Source organism: Serratia sp. YC16, from assembly GCF_009707615.1.
GTDB lineage: Bacteria > Pseudomonadota > Gammaproteobacteria > Enterobacterales > Enterobacteriaceae > Serratia > Serratia surfactantfaciens.
The window spans coordinates 66,263-90,759 of record NZ_WLYN01000002.1; the positions used below are offsets into that span (position 1 = coordinate 66,263).

At 60.0% G+C, this 24,497-nt stretch carries 26 protein-coding genes; 12 read left to right on the forward strand and 14 right to left on the reverse strand.

Annotation, left to right across the window (positions count from 1 at the left end):
* Positions 1–64 precede the first annotated feature (64 nt).
* Positions 65–817, forward strand: a complete 753-nt coding sequence (locus GKN89_RS07725; RefSeq protein ID WP_019453967.1) for an SDR family NAD(P)-dependent oxidoreductase — start codon at positions 65–67, stop codon at positions 815–817.
* A gap of 32 nt (positions 818–849) precedes the next feature.
* On the opposite strand, the gene GKN89_RS07730 is transcribed toward GKN89_RS07725, so the two are convergent.
* A complete protein-coding gene (locus GKN89_RS07730; protein WP_154746720.1) occupies positions 850–2,670 on the reverse strand; it encodes a hypothetical protein in 1,821 nt (606 codons plus the stop codon).
* A 197-nt stretch (positions 2,671–2,867) separates the two neighbouring features.
* Positions 2,868–3,767: a LysR substrate-binding domain-containing protein gene (locus GKN89_RS07735; protein WP_154746721.1), complete on the reverse strand. Its 900-nt coding sequence runs from the start codon at positions 3,765–3,767 to the stop codon at positions 2,868–2,870.
* Between the two features lie 116 nt (positions 3,768–3,883).
* Between GKN89_RS07735 and GKN89_RS07740 the strand changes: the two genes are divergently transcribed.
* Entirely contained in the window at positions 3,884–4,663 is a 780-nt protein-coding gene (locus tag GKN89_RS07740) for a 2OG-Fe(II) oxygenase (protein ID WP_154746722.1), read from the forward strand.
* Positions 4,664–4,700: 37 nt separating this feature from the next.
* Here the strand turns inward: GKN89_RS07740 and ansP are convergent, their stop codons facing one another.
* Together ansP and GKN89_RS07750 are read right to left on the reverse strand one after the other, a co-directional pair.
* A complete protein-coding gene (gene ansP / locus GKN89_RS07745; RefSeq protein WP_019453964.1) occupies positions 4,701–6,167 on the reverse strand; it encodes an L-asparagine permease in 1,467 nt (488 codons plus the stop codon).
* 436 nt (positions 6,168–6,603) lie between these two features.
* Entirely contained in the window at positions 6,604–7,041 is a 438-nt protein-coding gene (locus GKN89_RS07750; protein ID WP_019453963.1) for a PACE efflux transporter, read from the reverse strand.
* A 112-nt stretch (positions 7,042–7,153) separates the two neighbouring features.
* Here GKN89_RS07750 and GKN89_RS07755 point away from each other — a divergent pair, with 112 nt between their 5' ends.
* Positions 7,154–8,047 carry a LysR family transcriptional regulator gene (locus tag GKN89_RS07755; RefSeq protein WP_154746723.1) on the forward strand — a complete coding sequence of 298 codons (894 nt, stop codon included), beginning with the start codon at positions 7,154–7,156 and terminating at the stop codon, positions 8,045–8,047.
* 16 nt (positions 8,048–8,063) lie between these two features.
* On the opposite strand, the gene GKN89_RS07760 is transcribed toward GKN89_RS07755, so the two are convergent.
* Positions 8,064–8,627: a DedA family protein gene (locus tag GKN89_RS07760; RefSeq protein ID WP_154746724.1), complete on the reverse strand. Its 564-nt coding sequence runs from the start codon at positions 8,625–8,627 to the stop codon at positions 8,064–8,066.
* Positions 8,628–8,677: 50 nt separating this feature from the next.
* Positions 8,678–9,355 (reverse strand): DJ-1/PfpI family protein, encoded by a 678-nt coding sequence (locus GKN89_RS07765; RefSeq protein WP_019453960.1) that lies wholly within the window; start codon positions 9,353–9,355, stop codon positions 8,678–8,680.
* A gap of 91 nt (positions 9,356–9,446) precedes the next feature.
* On the opposite strand from GKN89_RS07765, the gene GKN89_RS07770 reads away from it, so the two are divergent.
* The 3 genes from GKN89_RS07770 to pbpG all read left to right on the forward strand — a co-directional run bounded on the left by GKN89_RS07770 (position 9,447) and on the right by pbpG (position 12,621).
* A complete protein-coding gene (locus GKN89_RS07770) occupies positions 9,447–10,391 on the forward strand; it encodes a GlxA family transcriptional regulator (RefSeq protein WP_063918948.1) in 945 nt (314 codons plus the stop codon).
* A gap of 45 nt (positions 10,392–10,436) precedes the next feature.
* Positions 10,437–11,540 (forward strand): adenosylhomocysteinase, encoded by a 1,104-nt coding sequence (locus GKN89_RS07775; RefSeq protein ID WP_154746725.1) that lies wholly within the window; start codon positions 10,437–10,439, stop codon positions 11,538–11,540.
* A 151-nt stretch (positions 11,541–11,691) separates the two neighbouring features.
* Entirely contained in the window at positions 11,692–12,621 is a 930-nt protein-coding gene (gene pbpG / locus GKN89_RS07780; protein WP_025160019.1) for a D-alanyl-D-alanine endopeptidase, read from the forward strand.
* Between the two features lie 34 nt (positions 12,622–12,655).
* On the opposite strand, the gene GKN89_RS07785 is transcribed toward pbpG, so the two are convergent.
* A complete protein-coding gene (locus GKN89_RS07785; protein ID WP_230328956.1) occupies positions 12,656–13,111 on the reverse strand; it encodes a GNAT family N-acetyltransferase in 456 nt (151 codons plus the stop codon).
* A gap of 76 nt (positions 13,112–13,187) precedes the next feature.
* Between GKN89_RS07785 and GKN89_RS07790 the strand changes: the two genes are divergently transcribed.
* The 5 genes from GKN89_RS07790 (at position 13,188) to GKN89_RS07810 (ending at position 17,768) form a co-directional block, all read left to right on the forward strand.
* Positions 13,188–13,592 (forward strand): VOC family protein, encoded by a 405-nt coding sequence (locus GKN89_RS07790; protein WP_019453955.1) that lies wholly within the window; start codon positions 13,188–13,190, stop codon positions 13,590–13,592.
* A 116-nt stretch (positions 13,593–13,708) separates the two neighbouring features.
* Complete coding sequence (locus tag GKN89_RS07795) at positions 13,709–14,629, forward strand: alpha/beta fold hydrolase (RefSeq protein ID WP_025160018.1); 921 nt, start codon at positions 13,709–13,711, stop codon at positions 14,627–14,629.
* Positions 14,630–14,798: 169 nt separating this feature from the next.
* The gene (locus GKN89_RS07800) at positions 14,799–15,803 is read left to right on the forward strand and encodes a TauD/TfdA family dioxygenase (RefSeq protein ID WP_019453953.1); all 1,005 of its coding nucleotides are present in this window, start codon (positions 14,799–14,801) and stop codon (positions 15,801–15,803) included.
* Positions 15,804–15,814: 11 nt separating this feature from the next.
* A complete protein-coding gene (locus GKN89_RS07805) occupies positions 15,815–16,732 on the forward strand; it encodes an AEC family transporter (RefSeq protein ID WP_019453952.1) in 918 nt (305 codons plus the stop codon).
* 115 nt (positions 16,733–16,847) lie between these two features.
* Entirely contained in the window at positions 16,848–17,768 is a 921-nt protein-coding gene (locus GKN89_RS07810; RefSeq protein ID WP_154746727.1) for a DUF808 domain-containing protein, read from the forward strand.
* 220 nt (positions 17,769–17,988) lie between these two features.
* Here the strand turns inward: GKN89_RS07810 and GKN89_RS07815 are convergent, their stop codons facing one another.
* The 6 genes from GKN89_RS07815 to GKN89_RS07840 all read right to left on the reverse strand — a co-directional run bounded on the left by GKN89_RS07815 (position 17,989) and on the right by GKN89_RS07840 (position 22,345).
* Positions 17,989–18,528 (reverse strand): GNAT family N-acetyltransferase, encoded by a 540-nt coding sequence (locus tag GKN89_RS07815; RefSeq protein ID WP_154746728.1) that lies wholly within the window; start codon positions 18,526–18,528, stop codon positions 17,989–17,991.
* Positions 18,529–18,842: 314 nt separating this feature from the next.
* Positions 18,843–19,292 carry a type II toxin-antitoxin system PemK/MazF family toxin gene (locus GKN89_RS07820; RefSeq protein WP_019453949.1) on the reverse strand — a complete coding sequence of 150 codons (450 nt, stop codon included), beginning with the start codon at positions 19,290–19,292 and terminating at the stop codon, positions 18,843–18,845.
* A 152-nt stretch (positions 19,293–19,444) separates the two neighbouring features.
* On the reverse strand, positions 19,445–20,257 hold the full coding sequence (locus tag GKN89_RS07825; protein WP_019453948.1) for a MetQ/NlpA family lipoprotein: 813 nt from the start codon (positions 20,255–20,257) through the stop codon (positions 19,445–19,447).
* 131 nt (positions 20,258–20,388) lie between these two features.
* On the reverse strand, positions 20,389–21,231 hold the full coding sequence (locus GKN89_RS07830; protein ID WP_063918953.1) for a DUF1460 domain-containing protein: 843 nt from the start codon (positions 21,229–21,231) through the stop codon (positions 20,389–20,391).
* A gap of 104 nt (positions 21,232–21,335) precedes the next feature.
* A complete protein-coding gene (locus GKN89_RS07835) occupies positions 21,336–21,878 on the reverse strand; it encodes a GNAT family N-acetyltransferase (protein ID WP_019453946.1) in 543 nt (180 codons plus the stop codon).
* Entirely contained in the window at positions 21,875–22,345 is a 471-nt protein-coding gene (locus tag GKN89_RS07840) for an acyltransferase (RefSeq protein WP_019453945.1), read from the reverse strand. Before GKN89_RS07840 ends, GKN89_RS07835 begins: the two co-directional genes overlap by 4 nt.
* A 205-nt stretch (positions 22,346–22,550) precedes the next feature.
* Between GKN89_RS07840 and GKN89_RS07845 the strand changes: the two genes are divergently transcribed.
* The gene (locus tag GKN89_RS07845; protein ID WP_019453944.1) at positions 22,551–23,141 is read left to right on the forward strand and encodes a Yip1 family protein; all 591 of its coding nucleotides are present in this window, start codon (positions 22,551–22,553) and stop codon (positions 23,139–23,141) included.
* Between the two features lie 57 nt (positions 23,142–23,198).
* On the opposite strand, the gene GKN89_RS07850 is transcribed toward GKN89_RS07845, so the two are convergent.
* Positions 23,199–24,050 (reverse strand): DMT family transporter, encoded by an 852-nt coding sequence (locus tag GKN89_RS07850; RefSeq protein WP_019453943.1) that lies wholly within the window; start codon positions 24,048–24,050, stop codon positions 23,199–23,201.
* Positions 24,051–24,497 lie beyond the last annotated feature (447 nt).

Sequence of the window (24,497 nt, forward strand, 5' to 3'; positions counted from 1 at the left end):
CCGCAAACTGTCACTGGTCGGCGCTAGCCTGTTCCCCGGAGTTCAACATTGCAGGAGAACGGCTATGCAAGATTTCAAACATCGTGTGGCGCTGGTGACCGGCGCTTCCACCGGCATCGGCGAAGCGATCGCCGCCGAGCTGTTTCGGCGCGGAGCCACGGTGGTGATGACCGGCCGCCACGCCGCGCCTCTCGCCGCCGCCGCCGCGCGGCTCGATCCCGACGGTCGACGGGTGATGACGTTGCGGATGGACGTGCGCGATGCGCCGTCGGTGCAGCAGGGCATTGAAGAGACGGTGCGGCGCTACGGCGCGCTGCATCTGCTGGTCAACAACGCCGGGATCACCGGCCCGCACGAGGTGGGTATCGATCGGTACGCGGTCGACGATTGGCATGAGGTGATCGCCACCTGCCTGAGCGGCACATTTTTCGGCATGAAGTACGGCCTGCCGGCGATCGTCGCCGGCGGCGGCGGGGCGGTGGTGAACCTCTCTTCCGCCAACGGGGTGGTGGGCATTGCCGGGATCGCGCCCTATACTGCCGCGAAACATGGCGTGCTGGGCTTGACGCGCTCGGCGGCGCTGGAATTCGCCACGCGCGGCGTACGCGTCAACGCCGTCGGGCCGGGCTATGTGGATACGCCGGCGATGGGGGCACTGCCAGCGTCGGCGCGGGCGCAGATGGCCGCTTCGCACCCGATGGGGAGAATGGCGACGCGGGAAGAGGTGGCGAAAACGGTGGCCTTTCTGCTTTCGGACCACAGCAGTTTCACCACCGGCGCGTTCTACAGTATCGACGGCGGTTATACCGCGTGTTAATGGCAAACAGACCCCTTGCGGGGCCTGTGTGGTTACCAGGATTTATGTGGGTTGCGTGAGACAATATCGATCTTTTGACACAGCAGTTGGGTGATGTCCACCGAGGTGGGCTGAGCGGCGCTGCCGGTAAAGTTTTTCAGCACGATGGCGATGCGGGCGTAATTGACGTAGCCCTCAGGCAGCGGCAAATACTCGGCAACGTCGAGCGCGGTAATGCGGTCCGAGGTCATCGTTGCCGATGCGGTTGGGGTGACCGTGCCGGTGCGGGGCCACTGACAGGCTTTTTCCAGCAGGGGGGTGACGCCGGCATCGCCGCTCAGGGCATACTTGCCTTGGTAGGTGCTGATGGTGACATCAAGGCTGTTCTGGCCTTTCAGGTTGGCCAACGTGGCGCGCCACAGCACCAGATCGTTTTTCGCGATCGGGAAGTAGATCTCGACGCGTTTGTCCGCCGTCGTCGCCGTTTTGGTGGTGGCGGTGAGCACGCCATTTTGCAGCGTTACCGCCAGATCGGCGGTCGCCGTTTGCGAGAGACGTGCGCCACCGAAGGCGTAGACGTTATTCAACGCCAGCGCGGCGCTTTCTTTCCAGCTCGGCTCCGGCAGATGGTTGACGCCATCGCCCAGATAGAGCAGGCGCCACATGTTGACGTAACCGGGTGCGACGATCTTTTTCATCTCGATGTGGTTGTTGGACCAGCCTTTCTTGATGTCTGCGTTCACCAGATCGAAACCGTCGATATAGCATTTTCCGCTCAGGTCGCTGGATTTGTCGAAGTAGAAATACTCGACGTATTGGTAGGGCACGCTGCTGCCGGCATCGGTGTTGTTGGTCATCACGCTGTGCCATTGGCTGTCTTTGATTTTTACCGTACCGCCGTTGTTGCTGGTAAAGACCGGCCGGTAGTTGCGGCAATTGGCGTTGCCCCACTCGAAGTGGCAATTTTTGAAGTCCAGCGTGCCGCCTTTAAGGTCGAACAAACCATAGTCGGTATTGGCCAACTGTTCGGTTTCATTGCTAAAGCCGCTGTAGTCGAACGAACAATCGCGGAAGGCCAGGGCATGCACCCCCTGATAATAGTTTCTGCTGTCGCCGAACAGGCATTTGTAGAAGACGATTTTTTCGCCGGCGTTAGCGGTGGTTTCAGACCAAATCGGCCAGAAACAGCCGCGCACCATGATGCTGTGCCAGCTCTGAATATAGGCGTTATTGCCAAAGACAATACCTTTATACAGGTTGGTCAACCAGACATTTTGCACCAGCAGTTGGCAGGCCGGCAGGCCGTGCATGTTTGAGGCATCGCTGTAGACGCACAGGCCGCGTAGGTTGGCCGCCGCGCCGGGCGCCCCGACGATGCGCAGATTATAAATCGCCGGCGCCCCCAGAGAGTATTGCACGCGCACGCACTCGATGTTGGCGGCGCCGCTGAAATCCAGAATGGTGCCTTTAAAATCAACGGCGTTTTTCCACAGCTTCAGGTTGGCGGTGGTTTTACAGGGCCGCACACCGCCGGGGCCAACCAGAGTGATCCCCGCCGGGGTGGTCGGGATCGGCAGTTGCCACCACTCTTCGCCTTTGACCTGCAAGAAGTTGCACGCGCGGGTGATGGTCAGAGAGTAATCCAGTTCGTCACCCGGCAGGTGCCACCAATCGATGCTGTAGTCACCGTCATTGATGATGCGCTTCCAGCGGCGGTTCTGCGCGTCGACGAGCAGGGTGACGCCATTGTCCTGGCTGGTGACATCCGCATCGTCTCGGGCAAATACGCCGTGGTGGTAGCGGTTTTCGAGCATAACTGCGGTTTCGCTGCCGGCATAGCTGCGCAGGTTGGCGTAATCATTTAATGAAATCATGGAATAACCCTCGTTTTGGACAATAAGAGGCCGGTGCAATGTGGCGATTGCAGAGGCGACGGCATAGGGAAATGGCAGTGCGACCGCAGGGCGAATCGGTTCGCGATCCCGGTCGACAGGTATAAATTAACAGGCTAAAACGGGGGCATTAAGCGTTCAGGGTTGTGCCTGACGCCAACAGACATTAGGCTGCCGGCTCAGGCATTGTCGGGGCGAGCGAGGGTTTGCAGCCAGGCCAGAAACGCCGCCGCGCCGGGCTTTTCCAGCGTGCGCGCCGGGTAAACCACGTAGTAGGGTTTGCTGAGCGGCAGCGCCGGTTCGGCCAACGTGACCAGCCGGCCCTCCGCCAGTTCGCGGGCGATCAGCCGCCGCTGGCCGAGCAGCACCCCGCGCCCTTGCACGGCGGCGTCGATGGCCAGTGAAGTCAGGTTATAGGTCAGCCCGCGCCGCGGCGGCGGCATGCGATCGGCGGCGGTGAACCACTCGTGCCATCCCGGCAGAAACTGGCTCTCCTTGCCCCAGTCAACGTGGAGAAGCGGCTGCTGCGTCCAGTCGCCGCGATCGCGCAGCGCCGGGCTGCACACCGGTTGTACCCGATCCTGAAACAGCCGCGCCTTTTCCAGCAGCGGGTAATCCTGATCGCCGAAGCACAGGGCGAAGTCCGCCGCCGAATGGGCGAAATCGACCGCCGCATGGGTGGCGTGCAGCCGCAGATCGCCGTCGGGGTATTGCGCCAGCCAGGCGTCCAGCGCCGGGTTCAGCCACTTGGAGGCCAACGCCGGCAGGGCGAACACCGTCAGCGCCTGCTTGCCGCGCTGGCGTTCGACGTGCTGCTGCGCCACGCGCAGCGTTTCAAACGCTTCCTGAACGTACGCCAGGTAGTCTGCGCCCTGTTCGGTCAGCGTGACGCCGCTTTTGGCGCGGATGAACAGCGTGATGCCCAGATGCTGTTCGAGCTGGCGGATCTGCTGGCTGACGGCGGCGGCGGTCAATGCCAGCGCATCCGCCGCGCGGGCCAGGCTGCCGGTGCGGGCGGCGGTTTCGAACGCCAGAATGGCGCTCAGTTTGGGCAGGCGAGCGCGAGACGGTGAGTGCATGGGCAGGGTTATCGCTAAGAATTGGTTAACTTATCCATAACGTATTTTTGTTATGGCGGCAATGCGCCATTCGCTACAGTGAGAGGCATCCGGCTATCGCACTCGAGGGGAACGTCATGCCGCAACTTGCCGATATTATCGATCTGTCCGCCCATCCCATTGGCGACGCCGTGTTTCGCGCCCGCTGCAGGCAAACGCTGGAGAGCGCAGGCGCGCTGGTGCTGCCGGGATTTTTGCGCGACGCCGCGCTGGCGACGGTGCGGCTGGAAGGCGCCGAACAGCACCACGCGGCGTTTTACGCCACCAGCAAGCACAACGTGTATCTGCGGCCGCAGGACGACGCGCTGCCGGCCGATCACGCGCGCAACCGGCTGGTGGTGTCGTCCAAGGGCTGCATTACCGACGAGGATATTCCGCCGCAGTCGCCGCTGCGCGCGCTGTACGACGCCCCGGCGTTTCGCGAGTTCCTTTGTGCGGTGCTGGATGAGGCGCAGCTCTATCCCTACGCCGATCGGCTGTCGTCGATCAACCTGCATTACGCGTGCGCCGGCCAGGAGTTGGGTTGGCACTTCGATAACTCATCGTTCGCCATCACGCTGCTGATCCAGAAACCGGCGGCGGGCGGGCGTTTCGAATATGTGGAGAAGCTGCGCGACGCCGACCGCGGCGAGATGAACTATGCCGGGGTTGCGCAGGTGCTGGACGGGGAACGAGCAGCCAAGCGGCTGGCGATCGAGGAGGGGGATCTGGTGCTGTTTCGCGGGCGCAATGCCCTGCACCGGGTGACGCCGACCGAAGGCGACGCTACGCGCATGCTGGTGGTGCTGGCCTACAATGCGCAGCCGGGCGTGATGCTGTCGGAAAGCGCTCGAATGACGTTTTACGGCCGGTTATAACGGATAAAAAAACCGCCCCGGAGGGCGGCTTGTCGATTTAGCGTTGGCTCTGTTCTTCGTGAGCCTGCTGTTCCAGTTTCACTTCCTGCGCCCGTTTGCGCAGGCCGAACCAGCCCAGCGTCAGCAGCACCGCCAACACCGGAATGGTGGCGATGGTCCAGGTGCCGTTCGGGTAGTCGAACGCCATCATCACCACCACGGTCAGCAGGAACGCCAGCGTCAGCCAGGAGGTGAACGGCGCGCCCGGCATTCTGAACGAGACAGGCTGAGCGCGGCCTTCGCGGATGGCTTTGCGCAGGCGCATCTGGCAAACGATGATAAACGCCCAGGAGGCGATAATGCCCAGCGAAGCGATGTTCAGCACGATCTCGAATACCCGCGACGGCACCAGATAGTTGAGCACCACGCCGATCACGTAGATGCCGCAGGTGACCAGAATGCCGGCGTAAGGCACCTGTTGGCTGCTCATCTTGGCCATCAGCTTCGGCGCGGAGCCGCCCATCGCCAGCGAGCGCAGGATGCGGCCGGTGGAGTAGAGGCCGGAGTTGAGGCTGGAGAGCGCGGCGGTCAATACCACGATGTTCATCACGGTGCCGATATAAGGCACGCCCAGCTTGCTGAAGAAAGTGACGAACGGGCTTTGGCCGGCCTGATAGGCATTCCACGGCAGCAGCAGCACCAGCAGTACCACGGAGCCGACGTAGAACAGACCGATGCGCCAGATCACGCTGTTGATCGCTTTGGGCATCATTTTGGCCGGATCCTTACACTCGCCGGCGGCAGTGCCGATCAGCTCAATGCCGGCGAAGGCGAAGATCACCCCTTGCACTAGCACCAGCGCGGGCAGCAGGCCGTGCGGGAACATGCCGCCGTTTTCGGTGATCAGATGCAGACCGGTGGTATTGCCCGCCACCGGAGTGCCGGTACCGAGGAACACCACACCCACAATCAGGAACAGCGCGATGGCGGCCACTTTGATCAGCGCGAACCAGAACTCCATTTCGGCGAACCATTTCACGCCGATCATGTTCATGGTGGCGACGATGCCGAGCGCGCCGAGGGCGAACAGCCATTGCGGCACGTCGGCGAAGGTGCCCCAGTAGTGCATGTACAGCGCCACCGCGGTGATGTCGACAATGCCGGTCATCGCCCAGTTGAGGAAGTACATCCAGCCGGCGACGTAAGAGGCTTTTTCGCCGAGAAACTCGCGGGCGTAAGAAACGAAGCTGCCGCTGGAAGGCCGATGCAGCACCAGTTCGCCCAACGCGCGCAGAATGAAGAAAGAGAAGATCCCGCAGACCAGATAGACTAGAGCCAGCGCCGGCCCGGCCAGCTCGAGACGGCCGCCGGTACCGAGGAACAACCCGGTGCCGATCGAACCGCCGATGGCGATCATTTGGATCTGCCGCTTACCCATGCTTTTGTGGTAACCGGATTCATGGGAGTCCAGCCAGCGTCTTCTGGCGGCGTGTTTGTCATCCGCCGACTTGTTTTGTGAGTGCATTATCCGTCCTGTTTACCTGTCTGTGATTAACTCCGCCCTGAGCTGCAGAGCAATCGATTGCCATCAGCAATCGTAATGAGAATGAGGTCGTGGCATCATTCCGCTGTTTATTGTGTATACAGCCGCCGTTAAATAACGGCGTGGCATGCTACCGTTTCCCGTTAAATGTGGCAAAAAAACCTGTGTGCAAATAGTGATCAAGTGTGTTTGTTTTTTAAACTGAAAACAAAAGCGCATATTATTCAGTAAGATGAGTCTCATTATCAACACGGAAATATCGAACGATAAAAGTGATTGAAATCACAGAATAATAATTACCTCGCAAATTAAAGGGATTTGGCGGTTATTTGGCTCGGAGGAGAAGGGGGGGGGAAAATAAAGCGGTGGCGCCTGCGCAGCGATGGGCGTGCGCAGGCGAATAGGACGAGGGTTATTCTCAGGCGGATTCACCGGCCGGCAAAGCCGAAGCCGGCAGGCCGAATAGCTTGTCGAACGCCCAGTTAAACAGGAAGGTGTAGCAAGGAATGATGACGATCAGCGCCATATCCAGCAGCAGCGCTTGCCACAGCGTGATGCCCATCCACCAGGCGATCAGCGGGATCAGATACACCACCAGCGTCAGCTGAAACCCGACCGCGTGCAAAATGCGGCGCTTGAGGGTGCGGGCGCGCGATGCCTGGCGGCTCTCCCACCACTCGAATAAGTAGTTGTAAATGAAGTTCCAGCTGACGGCGATAGTGGTGATCACCACCGCCAGCGGTCCGGTGCTGGTCGGCGCGTGGCCCGACAGCAGCGCCAGCCCCAGCGCCGAGATCGTCATGCCGATGATTTCATAAGCGGTGACATACACCAGTTTGCGTTTGACGCCCTGCATTGTTTTCTCCCGATCTGTTTTTAGTTGCCTCTGCGGCGACGGCGGCTAAGATAACGTCAATCACATTGATAGAAAAAGTCAGGAGCTATCAGTTTTACTGATAGATTGAACGATGAATTTTTCCAGCGACAACATCGAGCTGTTTCTGGCGGTGCTCGATCGCGGTTCGTTTTCCGCCGCCGCCCGCGCGCTGCGGCGCGTGCCTTCCGCCGTCAGCATGGGCATCGCCAACATGGAGGCGGAGCTCGGTTTTGCCTTGTTCGACCGTTCTCACCGCGAACCGACGCCGACCGCGCTGGCCCTGGCCCTGGCGCCGCATGCCCGACTGATCGCCGGGCAGCTCAAGCAGCTGCAGGTGCACGCCATCGAACTGTCCCAGGGGCTGGAGAGCACGCTTTCGATCGGCGTGGCGTCGGATATCAACGGTGCCGGGCTGCTGGCGGCGGTGAAAACGCTGTCGCAGCGTTATCCGCTGCTGAACATCGAAGTGCTCAGCGCGCCGCAGGACGACGTGTTGCACATGTTGCACCAGGGGCGCATCGGCGTTTGCCTGGCGTTCGGCGGGCTGAACGTCAACAGCGCGGAACAGTTCCACTTCGTCGGCGCGGAATCGCTGGTGGCGATGTTGTCGCCGCAGCATCCGGCGCTGGACGGCGCTGCGGGCGAGCTGTTTCTCGAGGATCTGGTCAACGTGCGACAGATCATGGTGGCCAGCCGTGACCTGCCGATCGGCGATCTGCGTCCGCAGGTGGCGGAGGCTTACTGGCGCACCGATAGCCTGCCGATGGCGCTGAATATGGTGGAAGCGGGGCTGGGGTGGGGGAATTTCCCGCTGTCGCTGGCCGAGCCGCTGCTGGCGCAGGGCCGGCTGGTGCGGCTGAAATTCAAAAATACCAAGAACGAGCTGCGCTTGCCGATGCATTTGATCTGGCAGAAGAACCGCCCGCTGGACAAGGCGGCGCGCGAGCTGGTGGCGCTGATGCGCACGGCGCCGCAGAAAAGCTGACGCCGGGTGCGCTTGCTCACTCCGCGTGACGTTTGCGCCACCAGAAGCGCACCAGCAGAATGGCGGCGATCGCCAGCGCGACAAACAGCAGGCTGGAGAGTTTTTTGTCGAAGCCGGTAACGAAGCTTTCGATCGCCTGGCCGCCAAAATAGCCGAGCATGACGAAGATCGTCGCCCAGAGAATGGCGCCGAGGATGTTAAGCGGCACGAAGCGCGAGGGCGGCAGGCGGCTGGCGCCGATCAGCACCGGGCCGATGATGCGGAAACCGTACATAAAGCGCACCCCGATAACGAACAGCATCGGGTGGCAGGCGATCAGCTTTCTGGCGCGCGCGATGCGCTTTTCCTGCCCTTTAAGGCGTGAGATCACCCGGCCTTCGAACCGGCGGCCGGTGAAGAACAGCAGCTGATCCCCCAGCGTGCCGCCGAGCGCCACCACCGCAATCACCCACGGCCAGTGCAGCAGCCCTTCGTGGGCGGCGATGCCGCCCAGCAGCGTGATGGTCTCCCCCTCAGCCAGGCAGCCGATAAACAACGCCCAGTAGCCGTAGTCCGTAATGTAGTGGGCCAAATCGGTCATTCCTTACTCCTTATGTGACTGACGCATAAGGGCAAGTATACGCCCGATCGCTAGCCTTGGGCGATCTGGGCCACCAATGCTCTGCGCCGCTGCAGGCTTTCCGCCATCTGCGCCTGCACTCTGGCGTAAATATGCGGCGGGGCCAGCTCCGGCGTGCCGCCCGCGAACGGTGGTGCCGGGGCGTATTCCAGATAGAGCTGGATCATCTGGGCGGTGTCTTCGCCGTGCAGTTCGGCGATCAGCGCCAGCGCGAAGTCGATACCGGCGGTGACGCCGCCGCCGCTGATCACGTGGCCGTCGCGTTCCACGCGCGCTGCGCTCGGCACGGCACCGAACAGCTTCAGGCTGTCGCGCATCGACCAGTGGCAGGCGGCGCGTTTGCCTTGCAGCAGACCGGCGGCGGCCAGGATCAGCGAACCGGTGCATACCGAGGTCAGGTAGCGGGCATCGGCGCCCAGGCGACGGATCTGCTGCATGAACGCCTGATCCTGCAGCGCCTGCGTGCAGCCGCTGCCGCCCGGCACGCACAGCACGTCGCAGCGCGCGATCTCCGGCAGCGGGCGCAGTTGGGTGAAGTGCAAGCCTTCAGACTCGACATCCGCGCCGTCTACCGAGGCGACGATGATTTCCGCGCCCGGCATGTGGCGCAAAAACTGCAGCGGGCCGGTAAAGTCGAGCTGAGTGACGCCTTGATAGATGGGAAATACAATCACTAATGGTTCAGACATGATATTCGCCTCATTTTTATCGTTGGACCTGGGTCATAATAGCCGCCCTGTTTTTGGCTGATATGACAGATAACCCTCAAAAAGCGCCATCATGAAAACGATCGGTTTTGTGGTTTTTCCCGGTTTTAACCTGCTGGATTTTGCCGGGCCGCTGGCGGCGTTCGATAACGTCAACCAGTTCACTGACCCGCCGGCTTACCGCTGTGTGGCGATCTCGCCGCAGGGCGGCATGGTCGCCAGCTCGGCCGGGGTGGCGATCGCCACGCAGCCGTGCGGCGACGAGCGTTTTGATACGCTGGTGGTGGCCGGCGGCAGCGGCAATGTGATGGCGGCGCAGTCACCGGCGTTGGCGGCGTTTCTGACGGCCCACAGCCGGCGAGCGCGGCGCATCGCCAGCGTGTGCACCGGGGCGTTTATTCTGGCGGCCTGCGGTTTGCTGGACGGCAAACGCGCCACCACCCACTGGTATCACGCGGCGCGCTTGCAGCAGAACTACCCGCGCATTCGCGTCGACAGCAACCGCATTTTCATCCGTGACGGCGATATCTGGACTTCGGCGGGCATCAGCGCCGGTATCGATCTGGCGCTGGCGCTGATCGAGGACGATCTCGGCGCTACGATAGCGGCGGGCGTGGCGCGGCAGCTGGTGGTGTACCACCGTCGCCCCGGCGGGCAGTCGCAATATTCTCTGTTGCTGGCGTTGAATCCGCCGTCGGATCGCATGCGCGCCGCGCTGTCGTACGCGCGCGAGCACTTGCATCTGCCGCTGTCGGTGGCGGATCTGGCCGACGCCGCCTGCCTGAGCGAGCGGCAGTTCGGCCGGTTGTTCCGTGCTGAAACCGGGCAGACGCCGGCCAAGGTGATCGAGCAGCTGCGGGTCGAGGCGGCCAGGGTGCGCATCGAAGAGAGCGCCGAGCCGCTGGAAGCGATCGCCCGTTCGGTGGGGTTCAGCGATCCGGAACGCATGAGGCGGGCGTTTATCCGCGTATTTGGCCTGTCGCCGCAGGCGATCCGCCGGCTCGGCCGCGCGGTATAACTTTTTTGCCACGCCTGGCGGCGGGGCACACCAGAGGAGCAACGGATGTATCAGGATTTTGACAGTGAATTGAACTGGGCGATGCGCCATATGCCGCGCACCCGGGCGGCGGTGGCGGCACTGCCGGACCTGCACGGGGTGCGGTTGGCGTGCAATATGCACCTGGATCTGAAAATGGCGCCGCTGGTGGCCGGCCTGCTGGATAAGGGCGCGGCGATCTTCCTGACTACCTGCAATCCCACCACGGTGCAGAACGACGTGGTGGCCTGGCTGGAACGGCGGGGGGCGCAGGCCTATGCCTGGCGCGACATGAACGCCAGCGAGTGGTCGGAATCTTTCGATCGCGCGCTGGACTGGCAGCCGACCCACCTGTGCGAAATGGGGGCGGATCTGACCACCCGTCTGCACCAATCGCCGAACGGCCCGCAGATCGTCGCCGGGCTGGAAGCCACCGGATCGGGCATCAGCCGGTTAAACGGCGTGGCGCCGCGTTACCCGATCTTCAACTGGGACGATCTGCCGGTGAAAGAGGGGTTGCATAACCGGCACATGGTTGGGCTGACCGCCTGGCACACCTTCTTCCAGACCACCCATTTGACGCTGCACGAAAAGCGCGTGCTGGTGATCGGCTACGGCCTGGTCGGGCAGGGAACGGCGGCGGCGGCCAGGGCTTACGGCGGCCAGGTGATGGTGGCGGAAATCGACCCGGCGCGCGCGCTGCAGGCGCGTTATGACGGCTGGCAGGTGGTGGATCTGGCGAGCGCGGTCGCTCAGGCGGACGTTATCGCCACGGCGACCGGCGCGAAAAACGTGCTCTCGGCGCAGCATCTGCAACAGGCGCAGGACGGCGTGTTTATCCTCAACGTCGGCCACGTGGCGGAAGAGATCGACGTCGGCTTCCTGAAAAGCCTGCCGCACCACGAGCCGATGCCTTATGTAAATGCTTACCAACTCAATGAGAAGACGGTCTATTTGCTGGCCAATGGCTCGATGTTCAACCTGACCGCCGGCTATGGCGATAGCCTCAACGCCTTCGACGTGACGTTGGCGGTCATGGCGGCCGGCATCGGCCATATCGTCGGTGCAGGGGCGCGGCAAACGCCGGGGCTGTACCTGCTGCCGCAATCGGCGTGGCAGCCGGCGCTGTAACTTTTTCTACGCGGGCGCTCATCCCAGAGCGCCCGCGGGCTGTGCCGTTTTTCGGCCGACAGAATTTGTCACAAATCCGCCCTACAATCCCAGTGCCAAGCGCCGCACCCTCACATATAATTCGCTGAGTTCAAGCCCCCATTTCAGAGTAATGCCTGTGAAAATACGTGTTTTGGTTCTGACCCTGCTCGCTTTGCAGGCGGGCGCAGGCTTTGCGCCGCGCGCGCTGGCCAGCGACAACGCCGCCGCTCTGCACGCCACCCAGCCGGAGCTGGCTTCCGGCAGCGCGATGGTCGTCGATATGCAAACCCATAAAGTGATGTATGCGCGCAACCCGGATGAAGTGGTGCCGATCGCCTCGATTACCAAGCTGATGACCGCCATGGTCACGCTGGACGCACACCTGCCGCTCGACGAGATGTTGTCGGTGGATATCCACCAGACGCCGGAGATGAAAGGGGTCTATTCGCGGGTGCGGCTGAACAGCGAAATCAGCCGCAAGGATATGCTGCTGCTGGCGCTGATGTCGTCGGAAAACCGCGCCGCCGCCAGCCTGGCGCACCACTATCCGGGCGGCTACAACGCCTTTATCAAAGCGATGAACGCCAAGGCCAGGGCGCTCGGCATGACCAATACCCATTACGTCGAACCGACCGGGCTCTCTATCCACAACGTGTCGACGGCGCGCGATCTGACCAAGCTGCTGATCGCCACCAAGCAATATCCGTTGATCGGCCAGCTCAGCACCACCACCGAGCGCATGGCCAGCTTCAAGGATCCCAACTACACGCTGCCGTTCCGCAACACCAACCACTTGGTGTACAACCCGAAATGGAATATTCAGCTGACCAAGACCGGTTTCACCAATCAGGCGGGACACTGCCTGGCGATGCGCACCGTGATCGGCAACCGTTCTGTGTCGCTGGTGGTGCTGGACGCCTTCGGCAAATATACCCACTTCGCCGACGCCAACCGGCTGCGCAGCTGGATTGAGACCGGCAAGGTGACGCCGATCCCGGCCGCCGCCCGCGACTATCGCCGCCAAAAAGACGCCAGCCTGGCGAAAAACGCCACCGAATGACCCGCCTGGCGGCCTGCCCGTTGGCGGCAGGCCGCTATCGGCCCTCGGGCCGCCTGATGACAAATCCCCGCTCGCGATCGCCGTCGAACCCGGCTTTGAGATAAAGCTGGTGCGCGCCGGTGCGTTGCTGCCCCGACAGCAGCATCACCTTGTAACAGCCCTTGCGCCAGGCCAGCTGCAGCGCGTATTCAATCATGGCGAGCGCCACGCCGTGGCCGCGATAGGGCTCCGCCGTCACCACGTGTTCGATGACGCCGAACGGCTGTGCCTGGTGCGCCAGCCCTGGGATCAGCGCCATCATGCAGGTGGCGATCGGTTGTTCTTCCTTTGCCGCCACCACCAGACGGATCGCCGGATCGTCCAGCAGGCGCTGCAGGGCACGGCGCGCATTGTCGGTGCGCAGCGGCGCGTCCTGCGGACGCAGCTCGCGATACAGGGCCAACAGGCCGTTGAGATCGTCCGGCTGCGCCAGACGATGAATGATGCTCATGGTTGCTCCTTTCCGCCGCTTTAGCGGTAATCCGCTATCCTCCATTAATACCACAACGTTTGTCGGAGGGGATGTTATGAGTCAGGTGTCGACTTTTGTCATGTTCCAGGGAGAGGCGCAACAGGCGATCGACCTCTACAGCCAGGTGTTCGAGCGTTTTCGGCTCATGCAGGTGCAGCATTACGACCCGACGCCGGACGGCCGGCGGTTGATCAAGCATGCCACCATCGATTTCGACCGGCAGAACCTGGTGTTCATCGACAGCCCGATCAGCCATGACTTCAGCTTCACCCCGGCGGTGTCGCTGTTCATCAACTTGCCTAACGAAGAGGCGCTTGAACAGGCCTTTCACCGCCTGGCGGAAGGCGGCAAGGTGCTGATGCCGCTCGATGATTACGGCTTCAGTGCCCGTTTCGGTTGGCTGAACGATCGTTTCGGCCTCTCCTGGCAGCTCAATGTGCCGGCGGGCGATCTGCCCTGACGCCAGGGGCGTGCAAAAGGCATGGTAGTGCCTGCAGTTGTTTCATATGCTTACCCCCGTGGTGGCAGGGAATTCTGCCGTGGGCAATACCGACAACATTCATGGAAAGGTGCGCTTTGATTGATTTTGACCGCTATGTTGAGCAAGCGAAGTCTTACGGCGAGTGGCCGGGCGGGCACGTGGAGATGTCGTCCGGTCGCGTTGAGGGATTGAGCTATCGCCTGTATCGGCAAACTGCCGCGAGTGAAGACGTGATGGTGGTGTATCACGGCGGCGGGGTTAACAGCGCTGCCGGGTATGACGTCCTGGCGCGCCAGTTGGCGGCCGAGCCAACGCTCGCGGTGTGCCTGGTCGATATTCGCGGACATGGCGATTCCGCCGGAGAGCGGGGAACGGTTGAGCGGCCTGAGCGTATTTGGCGCGATGTCGATGTCATCCTGGCGGAAATGCGCCTGCGTTTTCCGTTGGCGCGCAGGCACCTGCTTGGTCATTCCAGCGGCGCCGGGATGTTGCTCAACTACTTGACCCGTTATCCTTGCGAGCAGCAGGCGGATAGCCTGATCATGCTGGCGCCGGAGCTGGGGCCATTTTCCGGGATAGCCCGCGATCTGACGGCGGCGGCCCGTTTTGCTCAGGTGCGCCAATGGCCCTTTGTGGCCAATGCGCTCAGCGGTGGGCGATGGTTCGGGCAATCTCGGGCGGTCAGCCTGAATTTTCCCCCGGCCGTGCTGGCCACCTCCCCCGATTTTGTCTGCCAATACAGTGTCAATATGGCTAACGCGTTGACGCCGCGCGCCCCGGCAAAGCAATTGGCGGCGTTGCGATTACCGACTTTGCTGCTGGCGGCAGCCCAGGACGAGTTGTTCAATGCGCAATCGATGCAGCGCTTTGTCGAACAGCATGGCAGCGTGTATGTGGCATTTGGTTTGCTTGAGGGCAGTACGCATTTATCGTGCGTATTTGATGCCCATCGCCCGGTCCTTCAACATATTTCGCGTGCGTTCACGATCGCCTCCGATTGCGACGCACCTATTTAACTGCTTGTTTATTACACACTTCTTCTCCGTCATTAACTGGACGGAGGAGTAGTGATTGAGATCACGAAACTGGTTAATAAATCTTTATGATTTTGAATGCAAAATGTTAACATCCCGCCGCTTTCATTAGGCTTGCTAATGATATTCTTATTGTCAAGGAATGCTCAGGATGGATTACCAAAACGTCTTTCAATTGACGGATCAGGAACGAAACGAGTTATTTTCGGCATTAGATAGAATTGCTTACGATCCCGCCGGCGGCGATGCTTATATTCACGCCATACGCTCGACCATGATCACCCATTTGCCCCACAGATTAAGCGCCGCATTAAGCCAGCAAAAAGCGTCGATCAAACCACGGCCTTATCTTATTTTAAAAAATGTGCCGGTGGATAAAGAAGTGTTCTTTTCCCCTTGTCCGAACCAATATACGCCTTCGGCTAAATCCGGTAATATCAGCGAAAACCTGTTGGTCGGTATCTCTTCGCTCATCGGCGAACCTTATTCGATGTATTTCGAAGGGAAAGAACTGATCAATAATCTGATCCCTAAACGCGAAGCTAAAAAAGAATATACCGGTCTGGGATTCGATGTTGAACTGGACTTCCATATTGAAAATGCGGCCCTGAAACACCTGGAGCAGTTTAACGTTTCGCCGATGGGCCTGCTGTTGGCCGGCGTGCGCCGCGATCCGCACAGCCCGATGACGCGCATCTCCGACTCGCGTCTGGCGATCGCTCAACTGAGCCGCGAGGACGTCGAAACGCTGGCCAGCCCGCTGTACAGCATCAAGCTGCCGTACCGCTGGCGCCAATCCACTCAGGCCGGGCGTGAAGAAACCGCGCTGGTGCCGCTGATCTCGCAAAACCACGTGTTGCCAGATGTGAGCGCGGTCTTCTATCCCGGCATGATTGCGGCCAGCACGCCACGGGCGGAAGCCGCGCTGGAACGTTTCTATGGTCTGGTGAAAGAAAACGCCATCGGCATCGATATTTGCCCGGGCGATTTGGTTTACATCGACAATCGCTTTGCATTGCATTCGCGCGATAAGTTTACGCCTTCCTTCGATGAAAAAGATACGCCGTTGCGCTGGGTGCAACGGGTCTTCATTTCGGCAAGCTTGTGGAATCACCGCAACCTCAATCAGGTTGAAGAACGTATTTTCTCGATTTAAGGTTATTATTCATGCTGAACGTTTTTCTTTCTATATTGCCGATTTTTTTGTTAATTGTGCTGGGCTATTTGTCAAAGCTTTATGTTAAAGATGTCGCCGTTTTTTGGGGCTTTTCTGACAAATTCGTTTATTACCTGTTTTTTCCGGCGCTGTTGATATTGGATATCAGCGAAGCGGACTTTAGCGGCGCGGACAGCTTCTATCCCGTTGTGGCGACCATTATTTCCACATTGGCCATTGCGTTGATTATTTTCGTTGGCAAGCTGTTTTTCAATACATCGGCGGATCTGTTTACCTCCATTTTTCAGGGGGGAGTCAGGTATAACTCTTATGTATTCATCGCGCTGTCGCAATCGCTGTTCGGCAGTGAGGGGGTGGCGCTGTCCGGCTTCTTCGTGGCGTACATGATCATTCTGACCAACATCATGAGCGTGTTGGTGATGAACCACTACGGCACCGGCAGTAAGAAAAGCCTGAGCGGCGCGCTGCTGGCGCTGACGAAGAACCCGCTGATCATCGGCGCGTTGTTCGGGGTGTTGATGAATCTGTGCAACCTGCATATCACCGGTGCGCTAAAACAGCTGTTCGTTTATCTCTCCAACGCCGCCACGCCGCTGAGCCTGATGTCGGTCGGTGCAGGGTTGATCGTCAGCATGCATATCCGCAAATTGGTTTCCATCTCTTATGCGACCGTGCTGAAATTGGTGGCCATGCCGCTGATTACCATCGCGCTGGTGCACTATTTTGGCGCCACCGGCGTGCCCGCCAGCATCGCCATTCTCTATTCCGCTGTGCCTTGCGCCGGCAACGCCTATATTCTGGCGCGGCAAATGGGGGGCGACCATGAAGCGATGGCTTCCATCATCACCTGGACGACGCTGCTGTCGGTCATTACCGTCACCTTCATTCTGGGCAGCGTAGCGCTGTAACGCCGGCGCCGGGCGGCAAGCGCCCGCCCGGCGTTTTCCGATATCCTCCCATATCCTTTCATCACGCTTTACCGCTATGCTAAACGGATAGTGAATGTGAAAAGGATGAATCATTTTGGCAGGAAGTAGCTTACTTACCCTTATCGACGACATCGCTTCGTTGCTGGACGATGTCTCTTTAATGACCAAGATGGCGGCCAAAAAAACCGCCGGTGTGCTGGGGGACGATCTGGCGCTCAACGCGCAGCAGGTGACCGGCGTTAAAGCCGATCGCGAGCTGCCGGTGGTGTGGAGCGTTGCCAAAGGGTCGCTGATCAACAAGGCGATCCTGGTGCCGTTGGCACTCTTGATCAGCGCCTTCGCGCCCTGGGCGATTACGCCGTTGCTGATGGTGGGCGGCGCCTACCTATGCTACGAAGGGTTCGAAAAGGTGTTCCACAGCCTGAGCCCCGGCAAGCCGGCGCAGGAAGATAAATCCGACGGGCCCGGCGCCAATGAGGACGCTGCAGCTTATGAGAAGCGCAAGGTGAAAGGGGCGATACGTACCGACTTTGTGCTCTCCGCCGAGATTATCGCCATCACGCTGGGCACCGTCGCCGGCGCCACCTTCAGCCAGCAGGTGATCGTCTTGTGCGGCATCGCCGTCGTGATGACGCTCGGCGTGTATGGCATCGTCGCCGGCATCGTCAGGCTGGACGATCTGGGGTTGTATCTGAGCCGCAAAGGCAGCGCGTTGGCGCGCTCCCTCGGCGGCGGCATCGTGCGCGCCGCGCCTTATTTGATGAAAACGCTGTCGATCGTCGGCACCGTCGCCATGTTTATGGTCGGCGGCGGCATCCTGACCCACGGTTTGCCGCCGGTACATCATCTGTTCGAAGACTGGGCCTCGTACACCACCGTGGTGCCGACGTTTGGCCATATTCTGCAGGGTGTGGTTCCGGCGCTGTTGAACGTGGCGTTCGGTCTGGTGGCCGGCGGCGTAGTGCTGGCGGTGGTGTCGGCGCTGGGCGCAACGCGCGCGCGTTTCAAGGCATGATGAAAAGTCTCGCCCCGGGAGGGGCGAGGCGTTTTAAAAAATCAGTTTGAGAACGCCGGTAATCGTCAACAAACCCACGATAAAGATGATGGCGACAATCCACAGAATAATTTTCATTTGATTCTCCCTTACCCGTTAAATGTGGCGCGCGGTTGGCGCTAACTCAATGAAATCATTCTTCACTATAGACGCTATCTCCCCATCGCGCGTCGCCATGCATTCAAGGATGCTGTTTATCACCCGCGCCCAGCGCGCGCTGCATGATGTGGGTGTCGCGCCACTCCCCCAGCTTGAACCCTACCGCTTTTAACGTCCCGACGCTGGTGAAGCCGAGCGACTGGTGCAGCGCCAGCGAGCCGCGGTTGGCGGCGGAGTCGCCGACGATCGCCAGCATCTGGCGCCAGGGGCCTTGCTCGCAGCGGGCGATCAGCGCGCTCAGAAGTGTTTTGCCGACGCCTTTACCCTGTTGCCCCTCGGCGATGTATACCGAGTCTTCTACGGTAAAGCGGTAAGCCGGCCGGGGGCGATACGGCGTGGCATAGCAGTAGCCCACAATACGGCCTTCGCTTTTCGCCACCAGCCAGGGCAGGCCGGCTTCCTGCACCTTGCTCAGCCGCAGCTGCATTTCTGCCAACGTCGGCGGCTGTTCTTCAAACGAAGCCGCGCCTGTCAGCACGTGGTGGGTGTAAATACGCAGCACGGCGGCCATGTCGTCCGGCGTGGCGTCGAGGAGGCTGAGTGCGGGGGCTAAGAGCGTCATGGCGGGTCTGTTTACCTTGAAAATCAGCGGATAAACGGCATTATGCGCGCCGCCCGCCGTCGGGGTAAATCGGGTTTTGTTATGGTGAGATAAGACAACCCTATGGGAACGTTCGCCGCGCATCGGTCAGGGTAGAAAGGCTGAGGGGGCAAGAGCGGAAAGATAAGAAATCAGTGGGCGCTTGATAGGCAAAAGCCCAGCTTGGTGGCTGGGCTTCGCAGGTCCCTGAAAGGGAGGGTATAGCATAAGGGCCTTTATCGGCTACGGCGACAATTTCACCTGATTTGTCTGTTTTGTCAACAACAGCGTACTGGTCAGAACAGCATATTGCGGGCATTGATCGACTTAATGACGGCGCGTTGGATGTCAGCAACAAGCTCGCGTGACAGACACTGGGTAAGAAAACCTCTCTCTTTACGGGCTCTGCTCAGCCGTTGACGGCTGACTTGCTGCACCAGATCGCCCTTTGCCCAACGCGTTTGCGGATGAAAGAATCTCATATCTTCGATGAGTTCTCGTGTGATCTCTATGTGCAACCCTTGTTGGATCTTATTCGAATCTCTGGTGGTCGACAGCGGTACGATAATGCAGGCATTGCCGTTAATTTTGCCATTTAACACAACAACTAAACGGTTCTTCACCATTTCTGGCGGAATGTGGCCATCATAAAAGCCGGCTTCATGCGGTTGGCAGAGTGATAGTGGGTAGTTGCCATAGTTGCACTCAAGAATTTCCCCGACCTTGGGGGAAAATTTGATCGGCATCGATACACTCCTTTGTTGCGAACAATCCGTGTTATGGAGGAATGAGCATGCGGGCGTTTTGCGTTGAGAGAAAGGTGTGGCGTAAGGAAACGGCAAATGAAAGTGAAAAATTGCGGATTCGTACGCAGAATCCGCCTTGATGGTGGCCGAATTTACCAGCCTTTCACCGCGCCGCCGTTGAAGATTTTCTCGGCGGCCTTGGCCACTTCGTCCGACTCATAGGCCTTGATGAAGTTCTGCACGTTCGGCGCGTCCTTATTGTCTTCGCGGGTGACGATGATGTTGGTGTACGGTGAGTTTTTATCCTCGATGAAAATGCCGTCTTTGGTCGGCGTCAGGCCGGTTTGATTGATGTAGGTGGTGCTGATAACGGCGACGGTGACCTTCGGATCGTCCAGCACGTGCGGCAGTTGCGCGCCTTCCAGCTCCATGATCTGGTAATGATGCGGGTTGGCGCTGATGTCCAGGGCGGTGGGCAGCAGCCCCTTGCCTTGTTTCAGGGTAATCAGGCCGGTTTTTTCCAGCAGCAGCAGGGCGCGCCCCAGGTTGGTCGGATCGAGCGGAATAGCGATCACTGCGCCGTCCGGCAGCTCTTTGAGCGATTTTATCTTTTTGGAGTAGCCGGCCATCGGGAAGACGAAGGTGTTACCGACCGCTACCAGCTTATAGCCGTGATCTTTGTTTTGCTGTTCGAGGAACGGGCGGTGCTGGAACACGTTGGCGTCCAGTTCGCCTTTGTCGGTGGCGTCGTTCGGCAGCAGCGAACCGCTAAAGCCCACCAGCTCGACCTCCAGCCCGTATTTTTCTTTCGCCACCTGTCTGGCGACCTCCGCCACGTCCTGTTCCGCGCCGTTGATGACGCCGACTTTGATATGGTTTTGGTCGGTTTTTTGATCGCAGCCCTGAAGCGCCAATACGGCGGCGAAGGCCGCCGCCAGAGGGGTGATACGCCAGCGTAAGGTCATCGAAGTCTCCCTGAAAAGAACAATAAAATCAGTTGTTTTTTGTTCTTACAGCTAAGCCTGAACTGCCGATGAAGTCAAACGCTCGTTCAGCATAAACGGCTATAGCTTATAGCCGTTATGCGACGGGGGGATTATCGGCTGAGCGAACGCAGCACCACGATGCCCGGCGTAGCCATCACGTAATCCATAAAGGGCGAATCGACCACCTGCATGTTGGCCTTGCGCGAGGAGGCGTTGCGCAGCACCGGGCCGTTGTCGGTCATCACGTAGATGCCGGTGTGGGTGACATCCAGCCCGTCCAGGTTGGTGTAAATGCCGATATAATCGCCGGTGCGCAGCTGGGCCAGCACCTTGTCGTCGACGTTGTCGCTGGGGATATAGGTCACGCTGCGCTGTACGTTGGGCAAACCGGGCAGGTAGCTGCTGCCGTCCGCCTTCTGGTTGAGGTTTTTCACGAGGGTGACGGCGTGCGGGCTGAGCTGCGCGGTGATGTCTTCGGCCACCTTGTGCGGCCGCTGCGCCCAGTCGGTGAAGAAGTGCTTGCGCTGCGGGAAGGCGATTTTGCCGTCGACGTAGCGGATATCTATCAGCCGCTGTACGAACTCGCCCTCGCTGCGGGCGGTGCTGAGCGCTTCCACATAATCGATGTAGGTGAAGCAATCCAGCCCGCGGAAGTCGATCACCAGCTGCTCGGGCGTGTTCTGCGAGCCGATCAGGCGATTGGCGAGATAGGGGGTGCCGAGAAACTCGCGCGAAATCAAATCGACGGTGCGGCCATGTGGCTGAGCGGCGGGCCAACCGGCGCGCAGCGCGAGGATCTCACGCAGCTTGCTGCGGGTGCTGGCGTCCATCTCCGGCTGCACGCTCGGCGGCGCAACGGTGACGTCGGGCGGCGGCGTTGCCGGGGTGGGGCGCTCGGCGCATCCGCTCATGGCGATAGCTAACATCAGTAAAACAACCTTGTTCTTGTTCATACGGCCCTCCATGGGTGTCGCTGGGTTATCATAGTAAGTGATAACAGTTCTCATCCGATGGTAGGGGTTAAAAAGTAAACATAACCTCAATGAGGCCCGATAAATCAGTAACCGATTTCGTTATTGAACGGCAAATACCAGAACAGTGCGATCTCGTGATCGGCGATCTCCGGCTCGGCGCGATACAGTAAACGATCGATGCCGCCGAGGATAAACCCGTAATGCTGGTAGCAGCGGCAGGCCGCCAGATTGTTGTTCTGCGTTTCGAGCATCATACCTGAGGTTTCCTGCAGCCGTGCCCACTGTTTGGCGCAGTCCAGCAGCGCCCCGGCGATGCCCTGACGGCGCGCGTGAGCGCTGACGGCGATCTCATCGATCAGGGTGTAACCGTTCCAGTTTTTGCTCAGCGTGATATGGCCAACGGCTTCGTTCTGGCGATACGCCAGGAAGGTGACGCTGTCGTCGTTGGCGAGCGGCGCCAGCGGATACTGTTTGCGAAACGGCGCGACCGGGCGGGTTGGCCAGCTGTCGACCGGGCTGTCGAACTGCGGCAGGGCGTAGCTGGCGACGGTAAAGCTGAAATCGCCGCAGGCCAAATAATCGGCGGGCAACGCCTCAATGGCCGTGATGCGGATGGCCGGGTTCATGACGGCAGCTCCCGCAGCAGGCGCGCCGGGTTGCCGGCATAGATCCCCTTGCGGGTGATATCGCGGGTCACGACCGCCCCGGCGCCGATCACCGCGCCACTGCAGATCTCCACCGCCAAGACCGTGGCGCCGGAGCCGATGGACACCCGATCGCCGATGCGCGTGCGCCCCCAGCTGGCTGGATCGGCATTGGGCGCACCGTCTTTGAACAGATCGTTGGCGAAGGTGACGCCGTGGCCGACAAAGCACTCTTCGCCGAGCGTGACGTATTCGCAGATAAAGCTGTGCGACTGAATTTTACTACGCGCGCCAATGCTGACGTGGCGCTGGATCTCGACGAACGGGCCGACGAAGACATCGTCGCCGAGCCGGCAGCCGTACAGATTGCAGGGCTCGACAACGGTGACGTTGCGCCCGGCGTCGACGTCGACGATCCCCGCCTGGCGGGTGGTGATAACGGATGGCATAACCTTCCTCACAGTCTGGATTTGATGGGGGGAGTATAAGACAAAGCGCCGCGGCGTTGCGCTTTCCGCACGTTTTTTCGCCGAAAGACTATAATTAGTACAGGGGAGAGAGCCCCGTGGCCGCAATCCTCGCACGGGTAGCTGTCCGTCGGAGGTGTGAAATTCGTTCGCCGATCGCGGCCTACGGCGAGATAGGAGGTGTCTCATGGTCAGTCATGTTTGGGGACTTCTGGCGCATCCCAGCGCCGAGTTCGAACAGATCAAAAGCGAGAATGAAAGTGTCTCGCACCTATACACCCATCACGTGTTGCTCTTGGCAGCAATCCCGGTGGTCTGCGCCTTTATCGGCACCACCCAGTTGGGCTGGCTCTCCGGCGAGGGACATGCCATCAGGCTCGACATGTTTACCGCGTTTTATACCGCCGTGGCTTTCTACCTGCTGATGCTGGCGGGCGTAGCGGCCATGGGGAAAGTCATTCACTGGATGGCGCGGCGTTATGAATCGCGCCCAAGTCTGCACCGCTGCATGGTGTTCGCCGGCTACGTGGCGACCCCGATGTTCCTCAGCGGGGTGGTGGCGCTTTATCCGGTCGTCTGGCTGTGTCTGTTTGTCGGCATTATCGGCCTGTGCTATTCGGGCTATCTGCTGAATCTGGGGATCCCGCACTTCCTGAATATCGACAGTAAGGAAGGGTTCATCTTCTCCAGCTCGACCTTCGCTATCGGCATTCTGCTGCTCGAGCTGCTGCTTGGGGTGACGGTGCTGCTGTGGGGGTACGGTTCCTGGTTGTTCTGAGTTAACGGTAGTTGTTGTCGCCCCCGCGCCGGTGGAACGGCGCGGGGGCTTTTGCTTTTATGCGCAGCGGAAAACCAGCATCACGCCGAGCACGATGCCCGCCATGCCCAGCAGGCTCAGCGCGGCTAACGCGTGGCCGAGCAGCAGGTAATCCAGCAGGGCGGTGACCGCCGGGATCAGATAGAACAGGCTGGTGACCTGCACCAGGTTGCCGCGCTGGATCAGGCGATACAGCAGGAAAGTCGCCAGCACCGAGATCACCACCGCCATCCACAGCAGCGGCAGCACGAACTCAGGCCGCCAGTCGACCCGCAGCGGCTCAAACGGCAGCGCCAACGCACACATCAACAGCCCGATAGCGTACTGCAGCGGCAAGACCGCCAGCGGCGGCTGGGCCATGCCTTTTTGCAGCAGGGTGCCGGCGGTCATGCAGCCCAGAGCGATAAAGGCGAACAGCATGCCGCTCGGCGAGAAGTTGGCCACCATCAGGCTTTGGTACACCACCAGCGTCAGCCCGGCCAACGCCAGCACCAACCCGCAGGCGCGCAGCCCGGCGCAACGCCGTTCGGTGATGAACTGGGTGAGGATCGGCTGTACGCCGAGCAGCGTCGCCAGCACCCCGGGCGTAATGCCCTGTTCCAGCGCCAGCAGATAACAGATCTGATAGCCGCCGATCATCAGCACGCCGATCAGCGCGACGCGTCGACGGGTGCCGGGGGCGGGCAGGCACTGGCGCCGCCACAGGCCGATAGCCAACAGCACCGCCAGTGCGATGGCGCAGCGGAAGAACAGAAAAGCGAAGGCGGAAGCGTGTTCCAACCCCCAACGGGAGAAAATAGCGCCGCTGCTCCAAAGCAGGACGAACAGCGTAGCCAGGCCGGCATTGGCCCAGAGAGAAGGTAATCGCATATCAATTTCACCTGTCGTGAAAATTACAGGCTCCGGCGCGCGCGGCGGTCTACGCCTGAACGCAACAGATCAACATAAGCCGGAGGTAAAAAGTCGGTTTGGCTTAGCGCACGACCACAATGCGTGGCGGGTAAGCGGCAACCGCTGAAACGACAGAGGAAACGGCGGGTGGAGCGGAGGAAGCACACAGCAAAACGACGGCCGGGGCGGTCGCGTTGGTGGGATCTGTGCTGTGCGCAAAGTGAGTCATTTAGGTTCCTGCACATCGGGAATGAAATTAACCGTTTCAAACATAACCAAGTTCGCCGTGGGACGCAATCGTAAATCGCAGGCACGTTAATGATAATGAAAATCATTATCATTAATTAAAGGATATGTTATGTTGCTTTAACGGCGCAATTTTGACGCAAAAGCAAGCCGCAGCGGAGTGGATACCCTGTTCCGGCT